General features: G+C 77.1%; 10 protein-coding genes and 1 pseudogene. 10 read left to right on the top strand and 1 reads right to left on the bottom strand.

Annotated features, from left to right (window positions below):
- Positions 1–16 precede the first annotated feature (16 nt).
- The gene (locus DMH08_RS11135) at positions 17–628 is read right to left on the bottom strand and encodes a mycothiol-dependent nitroreductase Rv2466c family protein (protein ID WP_125613463.1); all 612 of its coding nucleotides are present in this window, start codon (positions 626–628) and stop codon (positions 17–19) included.
- Positions 629–767: 139 nt separating this feature from the next.
- On the opposite strand from DMH08_RS11135, the gene DMH08_RS11130 reads away from it, so the two are divergent.
- The 10 genes and pseudogenes from DMH08_RS11130 to DMH08_RS11080 form a co-directional block, all read left to right on the top strand.
- Positions 768–2,201 (top strand): aldehyde dehydrogenase, encoded by a 1,434-nt coding sequence (locus DMH08_RS11130; protein WP_125613461.1) that lies wholly within the window; start codon positions 768–770, stop codon positions 2,199–2,201.
- Between the two features lie 137 nt (positions 2,202–2,338).
- A complete protein-coding gene (locus DMH08_RS11125) occupies positions 2,339–3,298 on the top strand; it encodes an ABC transporter ATP-binding protein (RefSeq protein ID WP_051299985.1) in 960 nt (319 codons plus the stop codon).
- Positions 3,299–3,307: 9 nt separating this feature from the next.
- Positions 3,308–4,042, top strand: a complete 735-nt coding sequence (locus tag DMH08_RS11120) for an ABC transporter permease (RefSeq protein ID WP_026400435.1) — start codon at positions 3,308–3,310, stop codon at positions 4,040–4,042.
- Between the two features lie 29 nt (positions 4,043–4,071).
- Positions 4,072–5,343 (top strand): sensor histidine kinase, encoded by a 1,272-nt coding sequence (locus DMH08_RS11115; protein WP_233617527.1) that lies wholly within the window; start codon positions 4,072–4,074, stop codon positions 5,341–5,343.
- Between the two features lie 74 nt (positions 5,344–5,417).
- Positions 5,418–6,038: a response regulator transcription factor gene (locus DMH08_RS11110; protein ID WP_199747739.1), complete on the top strand. Its 621-nt coding sequence runs from the start codon at positions 5,418–5,420 to the stop codon at positions 6,036–6,038.
- Between the two features lie 49 nt (positions 6,039–6,087).
- Entirely contained in the window at positions 6,088–7,293 is a 1,206-nt protein-coding gene (locus tag DMH08_RS11105; RefSeq protein WP_125613455.1) for a hypothetical protein, read from the top strand.
- Positions 7,290–8,147 carry a hypothetical protein gene (locus DMH08_RS41550; protein ID WP_233617526.1) on the top strand — a complete coding sequence of 286 codons (858 nt, stop codon included), beginning with the start codon at positions 7,290–7,292 and terminating at the stop codon, positions 8,145–8,147. Before DMH08_RS11105 ends, DMH08_RS41550 begins: the two co-directional genes overlap by 4 nt.
- Positions 8,144–8,818 carry a hypothetical protein gene (locus DMH08_RS11090; protein WP_026400439.1) on the top strand — a complete coding sequence of 225 codons (675 nt, stop codon included), beginning with the start codon at positions 8,144–8,146 and terminating at the stop codon, positions 8,816–8,818. Before DMH08_RS41550 ends, DMH08_RS11090 begins: the two co-directional genes overlap by 4 nt.
- A complete protein-coding gene (locus DMH08_RS11085) occupies positions 8,815–11,931 on the top strand; it encodes a chromosome partitioning protein ParA (RefSeq protein ID WP_125613453.1) in 3,117 nt (1,038 codons plus the stop codon). Before DMH08_RS11090 ends, DMH08_RS11085 begins: the two co-directional genes overlap by 4 nt.
- 33 nt (positions 11,932–11,964) lie before the next feature.
- Positions 11,965–13,795 (top strand): annotated as a pseudogene (locus DMH08_RS11080) (hypothetical protein); the annotation flags it as partial.

The following is a 13,795-nucleotide window of genomic DNA, read 5'->3' as shown; positions in this document are numbered from 1 at the left end:
ACGGGCGCGCGGCCCGTCAGGCGAAGCCGGGCGCGGCGTGCGGGCGTCCCTTGAGCTCGTGGAAGCCCGCGGTGCCCGCGACGAGGAGCGTCCCGTCCCAGAGCCGCCCGGCGTCCTCGCCGCGCGGAATGCGGGACAGCACCGGGCCGAAGAACGCGGTGCCGCCGACCGCGACGATCGGGGTCCCGACGTGGGCGCCGCCGATGTCGCCGCCGATCCTGCGCAGCCCCGCCGCGGTGGACGCGCGGACCGCGTCGTCGCGCTCGTCCGACCCGGCCGCCGCGGCGAGCGCCGCCGGCAGCCCGGCGTCGGCGAGCGCGGCGGGGATGGTCCGCTCGTCCATCTCGCCGCGCTCGTGGACGCGGGCGCCGAGCGCGAGGTGGAAGCGTCCGAGCCCGTCGTGGCCGGCGTGCTCCTCGGCGGCGGCGCAGACCCGGGCGGGCAGCCACAGGTACCCTTCCGGGTCGCCCTCGGGGTCGTCGTCGCGGCCCTCGTTGAGCGCGGCGAGGCTCAGCAGCCGCCAGCGGAGCTCCAGCGGACGGACGCGCGCGGCCTCCAGCAGCCAGCGGGTCGCGGCCCAGGTGTACGGGCAGACGGGATCGACCCAGACGTCCACGATGTCGGTCATGCCGCCCTTCCTACCGGATGAGACTGGAGTCTCATCCGCTCTTCCAAGATCCCGGGGGCGCGTGCGATGCTGTGGCCAAGCAAGCACTCGGTTTGACCACGTGGTCACGTCCGCCCCCGAGGGCAGGAGGCACCCCAGCATGCGCGAGCACGATCGGTTCTTCATCGGCGGCGGATGGACCGCCCCGGCCGGAACCGGCACGATCGAGGTCATCTCCCCCCACACCGAAGAGGTCATCGGCCGCGTCCCCGAGGGCACCGAGGCCGACATGGACGCCGCCGTCGCGGCGGCGCGGCGGGCGTTCGACGAGGGCCCGTGGCCGCGGATGACCCCGGCCGAGCGCGCCGAGATCCTGGGGCGGCTGTCGGCGATCTACGCCGAGCGGCAGCAGGGGATGGCGGAGCTCGTCACCGCCGAGATGGGCTCGCCGATCGGGTTCTCGATCTTCGGGCAGGCCGCGATCCCGCAGATGGTGCTCCAGTACTACACCGACCTCGCCGTCACCTACACCTGGGAGGACGAGCGCCCCGGGATGCTCGGGCCGGTCACCGTGACCCGCGAGCCCGTCGGCGTCGTCGCGGCGATCGTCCCCTGGAACGTCCCGCAGTTCACGCTCATGCTCAAGCTCGCGCCCGCGCTCATCGCCGGGTGCACCGTGGTCGCCAAGCCGTCCCCGGAGACGCCCCTGGACACCTACCTGCTCGCCGAGTGGATCCAGGAGGCGGGCCTCCCGGAGGGCGTGGTGAACATCGTCCCCGCCGGGCGCGAGGTCGGCGCGTACCTGGTGGCGCACCCGGACGTCGACAAGGTGTCCTTCACCGGCTCCACCGAAGCCGGCCGCAAGATCGGCGCCGTCTGCGGCGAGCAGCTGAAGCGGGTGACGCTCGAACTCGGCGGCAAGTCCGCCGCGATCGTCCTGGAGGACGCCGACCTCGCCGCGACCGTCGAGGGGTTCAAGCTGGCGTCGCTGATGAACAACGGCGAGGCGTGCGCCGCGCAGACCCGCATCCTCGCCCCGCGCAGCCGCTACGACGAGGTCGCCGACGCGCTCGCCGCGATGGTCGGCGGGCTCACCGTCGGCGACCCGGCCGACTACACCAGCGAGATCGGCCCCCTGGTCGCGCGGCGCCAGCAGGAGCGCGTCGAGGGCTACATCCGCCTCGGCCAGGACGAGGGCGCCAAGCTCATCACCGGCGGGCTGGACCGCCCGCACGACCGCGGCTGGTACGTCGCGCCGACCGTCTTCGGGGACGTCCGCAACGACATGCGCATCGCCCGCGAGGAGATCTTCGGGCCGGTCCTGGTCCTCATCCCCTACGAGGACGAGGACGACGCCGTCCGCATCGCCAACGACAGCGAGTACGGCCTCGGCGGCTCGGTGTGGACCGCCGACCCCGACCACGGCGTCGAGGTCGCGCGCCGCATCCGCACCGGGAGCTGCGGCGTCAACATGTACGTCATCGACCCCAACACCCCCTTCGGCGGCTACAAGAACAGCGGCATGGGCCGCGAGCTCGGCCCCGAGGGGCTGGCCGCCTACCTGGAGCACAAGGCCATCCCGCGCCAGGGCTGAGCCGGGCCGTCCACCGTTCGGTCGATGCGGGACCGCGCGGGATCAGCCCCGCGCCGACCGGACGGTCGATGCCCGCGCGGGCGTCCCGCCGCGAGCCTGGAGCCGCAAGGCTCGGGTCGGCGGCGGAAGGACGCGCGTTGGGCATCATCGAAGTAGAGGGCCTCGTCAAGCGGTACGGCGGCCGCGCCGCGCTGGACGGGGTGTCGTTCGAGGTCGGGGACGGCGAGATCTTCGGGATCCTCGGCCCGAACGGCGCGGGGAAGACGACGGCGGTGGAGTGCCTGGAGGGCCTCCGCCGCCCCGACGCGGGACGCGTCCGCGTCCTCGGGCTCGACCCGCGCGCCGACGGCGACCGGCTGCGCGAGCGGATCGGCGTGCAGCTCCAGCAGACCGGCCTGCCCGCGTCGATCCGGGTGCGCGAGGCGCTGGAGCTGTACGCGTCCTTCTACCGGTCCCCGCGCGACCCGGGCGAACTGCTCGCCGAATGGGACCTGGAGGACAAGCGGCGGGCGCGCGTCCGCAGGCTGTCCGGCGGGCAGGCGCAGCGGCTGCACATCGCGCTCGCCCTCGTCGGCCGCCCCGACCTGGTCTTCCTGGACGAGCCGACCACCGGCCTCGACCCGCAGGCGCGCCGCGCCGCCTGGAACCTGATCCGCCGGGTCCGGGACGGCGGCGTCACGGTCGTGCTCATCAGCCACTTCATGGACGAGGCCGAAGAGCTGTGCGACCGGCTCGCGGTGTTCGACCGCGGCCGCGTCGCGGCGTCCGGCACGCCGGAGGCGCTGATCGAGCAGGCGACCGGCGGCGGCGGCCGGATGCGGTTCCGCCCGTCCGCCGAGCCCGACCTCGCCGAGCTGGCCGGGCTGCCCGGCGTCACCGGCGTGGCACGGTCCGGACGGCACGTCGTCGTCGACGGCACGGGCGACTTCGCCGCCGCCGTCGCGTCGGCGCTGGCGCGCCGGCACGTCCTGGTCGCCGACCTGCGCGTCGAGCAGACGAGCCTCGACGACGCGTACGTCGCGCTGACCGGCGGCCCGCCCGCGGCGGAGCCGGACGGCCCGGCCGATCCGCCCGCCCGCCCGTCCGACCGCGCCTGAGGAGCCGCCGTGTACGCCAAGATCATCGCCACCGAGTTCCGGCTGCGGCTGCGGGAGGGGCACACGCTCGTCTTCGCGTTCGTCCTGCCGCTCGCCCTGCTGACCGGGTTCGCCGTCGTACCGGGTTCCGGCGACCCCGCCGAGGACCTCGGCGGGCAGACCCTCGCCGAGTACATCGCGTCGCTCGGCATCGGCATCGCCTTCGCGATCCTCGCGCTGATGATGATGCCCGCGATCCTCGCCGAGTACCGGGAGCGGGGCGTGCTGCGCCGGATGCGCGCCACGCCCGCGCGGCCGTCCGCGCTGCTCGTCGCGCAACTGCTGTTCAACGCCGTGATGGCGGCGGTCAGCGCGCTCGTCCTGATCGGGTTCGGCGCGGCGGTGTTCGGCATCGCGGCGCCGCGCAGCCCCGGCTGGTTCGTGCTGTCCGCCGCGGCGTGCATGCTGGCGCTGCTGGCGGTCGGCGCGGTGGTGACGGCCGTCGCGCCCACCGCCCGCGCGGGCAACGCCGCCGGGTCGCTGCTGTTCTTCCCGAGCCTGTTCCTCGCCGGCGTGTACGTCCCCTACGACCAGATGCCCGCGGCGCTGCAGCGGGTCTGCGACGCCACGCCGCTGGGCGCCGGGCTGAAGGCGGTCCGCGGCGCGTGGCTGGGCGAGGCGCCCGAATGGTCCGGTCTTGCGATAATGGCCGCGTACGGGGTGGTCGCCACCGCTGTGGCGGCACGGATCTTCCGCTGGGAGTGACGGCCGCCGGGACGAGCCGGGAGGGCGATGTGACGAGCGTCGGCGGGACGGTCCGCGCACCCGACTACGACCCCTGGGAGCTGCGGGAACAGGTCGCCCTGGGCGCCGTCCCGTACGTCCTGCTCGGGATCTCCACCCTGCTGGGCCTGCTCGTCTACCCCAACACCCCCGCCGGGATCGCGGCGATGCTGGGCCTCACCGCGCTGGCCGCCGGGTGGATCGCGTGGATGGTGACGCTGCACCCCCGCTGGCGGGAGCGGACCGTCCTCGCGGCCGTCTACTACACCGGCCTGCTGGCGGTCCTCGGCGCCCTGATCGCGGTCAACCCGCTGTACGGGTTCGCGGTCATGGTCGGGTACGTCCACGCGTTCATGCTGCCGTCCCCCTGGCGCTTCGCCGGGATCGGCGTCACCGCGGCCTTCTCCGCCGCGTCCCAGCTCGGCGGGTTCGCCGTCATCGTCGAGGCGACGCCCGTCTACCTGCTGGCGCTGCTCATCAACGCGGCGGTCGCGACCACGTTCTGCATGTTCGGATGGCGGGTGGAGGAGCAGTCCGCGCAGCGCAAGCGGGTGATCGACGAGCTGGCCGAGGCGAACGCGCGGCTCGAGGCCGCGCTGGAGGAGAACGCCGGGCTCCAGGCGCAGCTGCTCACGCAGGCCCGCGAGGCGGGCGTGCAGGACGAGCGGCAGCGGATGGCCGGCGAGATCCACGACACGGTCGCGCAGGGCCTCGCCGGGGTCGTCGCGCAGCTCCAGGCCGCCCGGCAGGCCCACGAGCGCGGCGCCGACTGGCTCCGGCACGTGGACGTCGCGCACGAGATGGCGCGCGAGAGCCTCACCGAGGCCCGCCGGTCGGTGCACGCGCTGCGCCCCAGCGAACTGGAGGACGCCGCGCTGCCCGACGCGCTCGGCGAGATCGCGGAGCGCTGGACGGCGGCCCACGGGGTCCCCGCGCGGTTCACCACGACCGGTACCGTGCAGGCCGTGCACCCGGAGGTCGAGGGGACGCTGCTGCGCACCGCGCAGGAAGCGCTCGTCAACGTCGCCAAACACGCGGCCGCGTCCCGCGTCGCGCTCACCCTCTCCTACATGGGGGACGTCGTGATGCTGGACGTCCGCGACGACGGCGCCGGGTTCGCCCCCGACCTGGTGCGCCCCACCGCCGGCGGCGGGCACGGGCTCGCCGCGATGCGGCGGCGCGTCGCGCGGGTCGCGGGCCGGCTGGAGATCGAGTCGGCGCCCGGCGCGGGCACCGCGCTGTCGGCGTGCGTCCCGGCGGTCCCCGCCGAGGCGCTGCCGTGACCGCGCCGCACGGGCCGGTCGTCCGGCTGCTGATCGTCGACGACCACCCGGTGGTGCGGGACGGGCTGCGCGGCATGTTCACCGGCGAACCCGGCCTGGAGGTGGTCGGCGAGGCCGCGGACGGCGCCGAGGCGCTGCGGCTCGCCGCCGAGCTGCTGCCCGACGTCGTGCTGATGGACCTGCGGATGCCCGGCATGGACGGCGTCACCGCGATCACCCGGCTGGCCGAGTCCGGGTCGCCGTGCCGGGTGCTGGTCCTGACCACGTACGACACCGACCGGGACGTCCTGCCCGCGATCGAGGCGGGCGCGACCGGCTACCTGCTGAAGGACGCCCGCAAGGACGAGCTGTTCCGCGCGGTGCGGGCGGCGGCGCGCGGCGAGGCCGTCCTGTCGCCGCCGGTCGCGACGCTGCTGATGAGCCGGATGCGGGCGGGCGCCGCGCCCGCGCCGCCGGCGGCCCCGGACGTCCCGCCGGACGGCGGGGAGCCGCTCAGCCCGCGCGAGCTGGAGGTCCTCGGGCTGGTGGCGCGCGGCAGCACCAACCGGGAGGCCGCCGCGAAGCTGTTCGTCAGCGAGGCCACGATCAAGACGCACCTGCTGCACATCTACGCCAAGCTGGGCGTGAACGACCGCGCGGCGGCGGTCGGGGCGGCGTTCGAGCGCGGCCTGCTGCGGCCCGGCTCGACGCGCTGACGGCGTCCGATTCCGCGATCGTCGGTCCGGAGCCGTACGGTAGTGCGCCGTGTCCCCTACCACCGACGATGAAGCCGCCAGCCTGGACGACGTCCTGGTCGGCGAGGCCGTCCTCGGCGTCTACCGGCAGATGTTCGCGGCCCTCGCGCGCGACAGCGGCGCGGTCGTCGACGACCCCGAGCTGGTCGACGTCGCCGAGACGCTCCTCGCCGCGTTCGCCGACGCGGGCGAGGAGGGGCTGAGCCGCGAGCAGATGCGGTACGTGTGCCGCGGCTACCCGTCCGAGGTGTTCGAGAACCGGCTGCGGGTGCTGAAGGGGCTCGGCGCCGTCCGCGAGGTGTTTCCGAAACCGAACCAGCTCCGGTACCGGGCGTCGTTCACGAGCGTGGTCGGGCTGATGTTCGTCCGGCGGATGATGCTGGACGGCGGGCAGAGCGAAATGCACCGGCTGCTCGCCCTCGAACAGCTCAACGTCGCCGACCCGCGGATGACGGCCGAGCAGGCGCGCGACGGCGCGGACGGGCTCGCGCGCGCGTTCCGGCTGTGGAGCGTGGAGCTGCTGACGCTGACGAACGGCACGATCGAGGAGCTGCGCGAGCAGGCGCCGAAGCTGTGGGGCACCGAGGAGATCCTGGTGCGCGCCGAGCGGCTGCACGGCGCGATCCTGCGCCGCTGGCCGCAGCTCGACCGCGTCTGCACCGACCTGCGCGCCGCGATCTACGCCTACGGGGACGCGTCGCGGCGGGCCGCGGCCCGCCTGTCGGACTCGGCGGGCACCACCCGGAACCTGACGCTGCTGCCGCCGGAGACGTGGCGGACGTTCTCCCGCACCGCGTCCCGTGAGGAGCTGGCGGCCGTCCTCGACGGGTTCGTGTTCGACGCGCCCGCGCCGTGGCACGAGCCGGCGGCGGTGGTGACCGCCGTCGAGGACGGCCCCCGCGCGACGCCGCCGCGGCCCGCGCCGCCGCGCCCGTCCGTCCCGGACGCGGGCCTGTCCCGCGACACCGGTGCGGAGGACGCCGCCGCCGCGCGGCTGCGGGCGGTCGCCGAGGAGGCGCTGCGCGGCCGCGACCGCGCCGCCGTCGCCGACGTCCTCGGCGCCGACTGGGCGTCCGCGCGGCGCATGCTCGCCGACCTGTCGGCCGCGCACCTGCACCCCGAGCTGCCGTACCGGCTCGTGTGGGAGGACGGCCTGGACGCGCGGCCCGGCGGGGTCCCCGCGTGGCTGTCCCCGGGCTGGTTCGAGCGGGCATGAGCGAGCGGCACGACGTGGATCCGCAGGTGCTGGCCCGCGCACGCGCCCGCGTGCTGGGCGTCCCGTCGATCGACGCGGCGGAGCCCGTCCCGTCCGGGGTCCGCACGGCGTCGGACGGGACGCGCGTGTGGCTGCTGCCGGAGTGGCCGGACGGCGCGACGCCCGCGCTGCTGGAGGAGTACGACACGGCGCCGATGCCGCTGGACCGCGCGGGGCAGGCGCGCCGCGTGCTGGCCGCCGCGCTGCGCTGCTGCTGGCTGCGGCTGGACGACGCCCCGTGGCCCGGGACGCCCGCGCCGGTCGGGCACGTGCTGGAGGTGTACGGGGGGATGACGCGGGGCGACGCCGACCTCGCGCGCCGCTGGGCGACCGGGGAGCTGCGGCGGCTCGCCGACACGGGGTGGCTGCTGCTGGACGAGGGCGCGGGCACGGTCCGCCCGGGCCCGCGCACCGCGCTGTGGCCGGAGGGCTCCCTCGCCTCCCTACGCGACCTCCTCCGCCGCCTCCCCCACCCCCCACAGGCGGCGGAGCCGCCGCAGCCGCCGGAGGGCGGGTCGGCGCCGGCGGCCGCGGAGGACCCGCAGGCGCCGGAGGCGGCAAAGCCGCCGCCGGAGGGCGAACCGCCGACGGCGGGGGCGCCGCCCTCGCAGACGGCGACGGCGCCGGAGACGGCGGGGGCGCCGGGGGCGCCGGAGACGGCGGAATCTCCGACGGTGGAGCCGCCGGAGGGCGAACCGCGGGCGGCGGGGCTGGCGCAACCGGACGAGCCGGCGGAGGCGTCGGAGGCGTCGGTGGCGTCGGAGCCCTCGGACGCGGCGGCGGAGCCCTCGGCAGACGGAGGGGGCGGGCGGTGAGTGAGGTGTTCGAGGCGCTGCTGCGGCCCTACGACGAGCGGCGGCGGGCGGAGCTGGTCGCGGCGTACACGGCGGTGGAGCACGCGGCGGAGCCGGTGCCGGAGGTGCGGTTCCCGGCGCTGCGCGAGCCGGCGCTGCGCCGCACGGTCGAGGGGATGCTCGCGCTGAGCGGCCGGACGCTCGTGCGGTCCGACCGGACGAAGTGGATCTCGGGCTACCGCGACGACGTCGCCGCCGAGCTGGCGCGCGACCCCGCGTGCGTCCCGTCCGTCCGGGACCGGGCGGTGCTGGCCCTCGTGCTGATCCACTCGGTGGCGATCCCGCGCGCCGCCGGGCGGCTCGGCGACGACTCGTGGCTGTCGCCGTTCCCGACGCCCGTCGACGAGCTGCGCCGCCGCACCCAGCTGCCGGTGGGCGAGCTGGACGCGGCGCTGCGGCGGCTGCGCCTCGCCGGGCTGGTGTCGCAGGTCAAGGCGGCCGCGGACGGCAAGGGCGAGCAGGGGTCGGGCGGGTTCGTGCCGGGCCCGCAGTTCCACCGGCTGACGCCCGCCGCGCGGCGGCGGCTGCAGGAGGAGCTGATCCTGGCGGCCGGGCCGGACTCGCCGCTCGCGGCGGCGATCCGGGCGCGCCGCCGCAACCGGGAACACGATCAGGGGGAGAGCGAGAGATGACGGCCGTCCTGGAACCGCTCGTCCCGGGCCCGGCCCGGGACGCCGAGAACATCGTCGGCGAACGCACGCTCGTCGCCGTCCAGGCGGTGAACATCTCGCGGCTGTCGACGCACCCGGTGCCGACCGTGCCCGGCACGCTGATCGTGGTGGCCGGGCAGGGGCCGAAGGACTCCAACGGCGCGGGCAAGTCGTCGTTCATCGCGGCGATCACCGCGCTGCTCGGGGACGAGCAGTGGCGGTTCGCGTCCGGGGCCCGCGCGGTCGCGGAGCTGCTGTTCAACGCGGAGCTGGCGGCGCAGGGCGACAGCCGGTGGGCCAGCGCCGACCACGGCTACATCGTCGGCGTCTTCGACCACGCCGACCCACCGGCCGACCCGCCGGCCGACCCGCCGGAGGACGCCGGGGACGGCGAGGCGGAGGAGACGGCGCTGACCGTCTGGCTGCGCGTCAACGTGGACGCCCCGCACCTGGAGATCCGGTGGCGGCGGGGCGTCCACCTGGCGGCGGCGCCGTCGGAGGCCGACCGGGTCGCGCTGGCCGACCGGCTGTGGGCGGGGCTGCCGCGCAGCGCGGGCCGCCGCGACCTCGTCGCGAAGGACCTGGGCCGCGTCCTGTACGGCGGGCAGGTCCGGTGCGTGTCGTTCCTGTCGACGTCGGTGCGCAGCAAGGTCGCGACGAACCTGCTGTCGCAGCCGCTCAACGAGATCAGCCCGGAGCGCATCTTCAGCGCGATCGCGGCGCTGACCGGACTGGACCGGGAGCTGGAGGCCGAGCGGCGGTCCCGCGCGGAGGAGCACCGGGAGCGGGCGAAGGCCGCGGAGGCGACCGAGCGGCTCGCCGAGTGGGAGCGGGAGGCGGCGGCGCTGCTGAAGACGTTCGACCGCCGCGACCGGGCCCGCGCGGACGTCGACGCGGCGCTGCGGCACTGGCGGACCCGGCAGGCGCGGCTGCTCGCCGACGCCGCCGCGGCCGACGCGGCGCTCGCCGCCGAGCAGGAGGCGCTGCGCGCCGAGGCCGAGAGCCTGGCCGCCGCGGCGAGGGCGGCCGAGCAGGAGATGGAGCAGCTCACCGGCGGGGCGCTGGACGAGCAGGTCGCGTCCGCGGAGTCGGCGCTCGCCGAGCTGAAGGGGCGGGTGGACCGGCTCGGCGCGGACAAGGCCGTCGCGCAGGACCGCCTGGAGGAGCTGCGCCGCCGCGTCGCCGAACTGGAGGAGCGGCGCCGCGACGCCGACGGCCGCGACGAGGCCGCCGCCCGGGAGGGCCTCGCCGCCGCGGAGACCCGCCGGGACGAGGCGCAGCAGGAGTTCGGGATGGCGCGCGGCGCCGTCGCCCGCGCCGAGCGGGCCGTCGCCGAGGCGGAGGCGGGGGCGAGCAGCGCGCCCGCGCAGATCCGCGCGCTCGCCGCCGCCGGGATCGCGGCGGTCGGTCTGCTGGACGCGGTCGAGCTGGCCGCCGGCGTCCGGGACCGGTGGGAGGCCGCGCTGTGGCCGTTCCGGGAGGCCGTGGCCGTCGGGACGGACGACCTGGACGCCGCGGCCGGCGCGCTCAAGGACCTGCCCGGCTCGATGATCGTCCCGGCGGACGGCGACGTCGCGGCCGGCGGGGAGCCCCTGGACGGGCACCCGGACGGCGTCCGGTGCGCGCTGCCGCTCGCGGGCTTCTTCGCGGCGCTGGAGGGCGGCGCCCCCGGCGGCGTCGTCATCGTCGGCGGGTTCCCCGAGCCGGTGACCGGACGGGTCGCGCGGATGCAGGCGGCCCGCGCGGAACTGGAGGCGGCGCAGGAGGCGCTCGAGACCGCGCGGCGGGCGACGTCCGACGCGGCCGCCGAGGTCGCGCTGGCCGGACGTCGGCTCGCGGGCGCGCGCGCAGCGGCCGAACTGGACGACGTCCGGTCCCGCATGGCGGAGCTGCGGGCGGAACTGGAGGAGCTCGCGGCGGGCGAGGCGCGCCTCGCCCGCCTGGGCGCGGCCGAGCAGACGCTCCGGCGCCTGCAGGCCAAGGCCGACACGCGCGCCCTCGAGGCGGACCGCCTCCGGAGCCGCCGCGACGGGCACGACCGGGACCGCGACCGGGTGCGGGCGCGCTCGGCCGAGCTGGCCGACCGGCGCGCCGCCCTCGGCGTCGAGGCGCTCGAGAAGGAGTGGGGCGGGTCCCGCGACGGCGCCGCCGAATGGCTGTCGGGCCTCACCGACGACGAGGCGACGTGGACGCCCGCCGAGTGGTGGCACACGGCCGAGAAGCACCTGTCGGAGGCGCTGCGCCGCGTGTTCCCGGACGGGACGTCCGACGAGGACATGCCGGAGGAGGTGCGGTTCCTGCTCCGCGAGCGCACCGACGGCGACGGCCGCCGCACCGAGCGCGAGCAGGCCACGTTCCCCCGCCTCGTGAAGGCCGTCCAGGCGTACCTGCGGCAGCAGGAGGACTACGAGCGGCACCAGCGGCGGCAGATCGAGGTGCAGCTCGGGGCGCGTCGCGCCGACCTGGAGAAGGCGCAGAAGGGCGCGGCGGACGCAGCCGGCGCCGCCGAGGCGCACCGCACCGCGCTGACCGCCGCGATCCGCGCCCGCCTGCAGCGCGTGTCGGAGGAGTTCGGGAAGCTCGACGTGGACTACGGCGGCTACGGCGCCACCCTCGAGTTCCCCACCCCGGAGCCGCCCGGCGACCCCGAGCAGGAGTGGCGCTGGCGGGTCGTGCCGAAGTGGCGGCGCTCCGACGGGCAGCGGTACGTCCCGTACAACCGGCGCGCCAACACCGCCCTCATGGACGAGAAGGCCGTCAAGCTCGTGTGCGCGGCGGCGCTCGCCAGCTCCGGCGGCGGGCGGCTGTGCCTCGTCCTCGACGAGCTCGGCCGCAACCTCGGCAAGGAGCACCGCAAGGAGGCCGTCGCGCTGTTCCGCGAGATCGGCGAGACGCACGGCATCACGGTCATCGGCGCGCTGCAGGACGACATGGAGCCGTACGCGATCGACGCGTGCGGCCAGTACGTGAAGCTGCGCCGCTCGTCCGACACGATGCCGTACAACGAGCCGCCGGTCGTCGTCGCGTACGACGAGCACGAGGAGCGGGTCCGCCGCCTCGCCGCGCAGATCTCCGCCGGGCGCGGAACCGGGTGAACCCGGTGGGCTGACCCCGGCATGATGCGGGGCATGCGCACGGACATGCGTCCCGCCGACGCCCTGCTCGCCGAGGTCGAGCCGCTCGCCCACGCCGAGCGCCGCCGCCGCGTCGCGGACCTGCGCCGGCTCGCGGGCGGGCGGGACCTCGTCCCGCTGCTCGTCGACCTCGGGCAGCGGGGCCCGTACGAGCGGGGGCTGGCGCTCGCGCTCGCGGCGGCCGCGCGGGACGAGGCGTCCCGCGAGCACATCGCCGTCACCGCGAGGGTCGGGCCGCTCGGGCTCGCGGGCCCGGCCGTCCGGCTCGCGGTGCGGTTCGGGGCGGGCGCCGGCGAGCTGCTCGACCTCCTCGCGGACGCCTCCGCGCCCGTCCGGAAGGCCGCCTGGAGCGCCGTCCGCAAGCACCGCCGCGACGGCCTCGCCGACGCGCTCGTCGACCGGGTCGCCGAGCGGTGGGGCGACGCGGAGGCCGCGTCGCTCCTCCCCGCGTGCCGCCCGGCGGCGGTCGCGTCCCGCCTGGAGGCGCTCGCGCCCGCCGTCCCGTCCTGGCGGCTCCTCGGCCGCGCGCACCCGGACCTCGTCCTGGACCACGCGGAGCGCGCCCCCTCGCGGCTGCGGACGCTCGCCCCCGGCCTCGCCGAGGCCGCGCACCGCTCCCCCGCCCGGGTCGTCGCCCTGCTGGAGCACCTGGACGACCTGCCGGCGCCGCTCGCCGGGAAGGCGGGCGTGCTCATGGACGCCGAGCCCGAGCGGATGCTGCGCGTCCTGCTCGGGCCGCTGCGTCCCCGGCTGTGGCTCCTGATCGTGAACCGGCGCTGCGTCCGGACCCGCCTGCGCCGGTACGGCGACGACGACCTGGCGGCGGTCGCCCGCGCCGTCCACGAGCACGCGGGCGGCGCCCGGGGGCCCGCCGTGCGGAGCCTGCTGCGGGCCGTCCCGCCCGGCCGCCGCGAGCGCCTCTTCGCCGCCGTCCGCGCCGCGGCCGAGGCCGACGGCGCACGCGCGCACCTGGACGCGCTGCTCGACCTCCTCCCCCGCCCGCTGCGGGCCCGCGAGGCCCGCCGCAACGCGCCCCGGGGCATCGAGCGCAACCTGCCGCTGTTCGCGCACCTCCCCTACGCCGAGGCCCGCCCGCTGCTGGAGGGCATGACGCACCGGGAGGACGCCGACGCCCGCGCCCGGGGCGCCGCGCTGCTCATCCGGTGCGCCGAACGCGACGGCCGGCCGGAAACCCTCTCCGACGCCCTGCGGTTCCTGCACCGCGTGGACCCGGCGGGCCCGTCCCTCGACACCGTCGCGCTCGCCCTCTACGGGCTCCCGGACGCCGCCCTGCGCGCCGAGCACGCGGCCGCCGTCGAGCACTTCGCCCGCCGCCTCCTCGACGCGCGCGAGGACCCCCGGAACGCCATGCCCGCCGTCGACCGGCTCGCCGCCGGACTCGTCCGCACGGGCCTCGCCCGCGAGGACCCCGCCGTCCTGGAGCGCGGCCTCGGCCTGCTCCACCGCCGGCCGGGCCCCGTGGCGCAGCGGCTCGGCCACCTCCTGCCGCGCGGCCGCGAGACCTTCCTGAGCGACGCGCTCGCCCCGCACCTCGGCGACCACCGGTTCACGCTCCTGTTCGCGAACCTCCTGGGGCGCCGCACCGAGGACGTCCCGTCCCTGCGGAGCGCGCTGGCCCGGACCGTCGACGAGGCCGAAGGGCGAACCCGCGACACGGCCATCACCCTCTGGCTCGCCCCGCCCCGGCCCGCGCGGACTCCGCGGCGCCCTCGTCGCCCGCCGCCCGCTCCAGCAGCCGCAGGTACGCGGCGTGCTGCCGCGCCGTCCAGCGCCGCGTCCACGCGCCCTCCGCCCGCGGGACGTA

Source organism: Actinomadura sp. WAC 06369 (genome assembly GCF_003947565.1).
Classification (GTDB): domain Bacteria; phylum Actinomycetota; class Actinomycetes; order Streptosporangiales; family Streptosporangiaceae; genus Spirillospora; species Spirillospora rifamycini.
Note: the sequence above shows the minus strand (reverse complement) of the source record. Positions and strands in the feature narration are given on the sequence as shown.